Genomic DNA, 977 nt, shown 5'->3' on the forward strand with positions numbered 1-977 from the left:
CCAACATTGTTTGCTGTCGTCGTCGAACCATCTGTCTTCGTCGTCACATAGCTTGGTGCACTAATCGTACCCGTACTACTGTCATAGGTTGATCCACCACCTAAGTTAGATGCTGAACTATTACCCAAAGCATCAGTCTTGCTGCTTGATGCTGTAGTTGCTGCATCCAACTGACCTTTATTCACAGCATCTGTCGCTGCTGTCGCATCCGCTACGTTCTCAATTTTGTTGCCATTCGCATCTAAACCATTGGCTGTCACTTTGCCTGCAAATACTGGTGCATCTGCCAACTGGATATCTAGCGTATTGCCAGTGATCACTGTCTTGATGTTGCTGTTCGAACCTGCGCCTGTTAAGCCACCGCTAATGTTCAGCGTCTCTCCAAGTTTACGATCAACTGTGCCACTGTTACCCGTGAAGGTAATTGGTTTAACAACTTCAGCATTTAATGTACTCAATGCAGCACCAACATTATTAACTGTTGTTGTTGACGCATCTGTTTTTGTGATCGTATAACTTGGTGCAGTAATCCCCCCTGCCGTTGTACCTGCTGTAGCTCCACCACCTAAAGCCGTCGCTGTATCTGTTGCTACCTTGGTCAACTCAGTATTGGTATTAAATAATTGACTACCATTAATTGCATCTGTACTAGACGCTGTAACCTGACCCGCTGCAACATTTTGTATTTGTCTTTTTATTGTACTTGAACCAACACTCACAACACCTGTATCCGCTGTACCCGTTGCGGTGTATGATTTACCATTAATTGTTTGAGCTGTGCTGTTAACAGCTGCGGATGTGGTCGTATTTGCTCCCAATGCTGTACTACCTGCAATAGATGCATTAGCCCCATCACCTATAGCAACTGCTCCACTCGCAAGTGCATTGGTTCTTGCACCCAAAGCCACTCCACCTGTTCCAGCCGCGGAAACAGTAGACTGCGCACCTATTGCAATAGCATCCGTTCCAGCAGACTG

Annotated in this window: 1 pseudogene; it reads right to left on the minus strand. The window is 46.1% G+C overall.

The features are described 5' to 3' along the window. Positions 1-977 (minus strand): annotated as a pseudogene (locus tag M2R48_RS21375) (trimeric autotransporter adhesin AtaA); the annotation flags it as partial.

This window comes from Acinetobacter sp. I-MWF, from assembly GCF_025433935.1.
In the GTDB taxonomy this organism is placed as follows: domain Bacteria; phylum Pseudomonadota; class Gammaproteobacteria; order Pseudomonadales; family Moraxellaceae; genus Acinetobacter; species Acinetobacter guillouiae.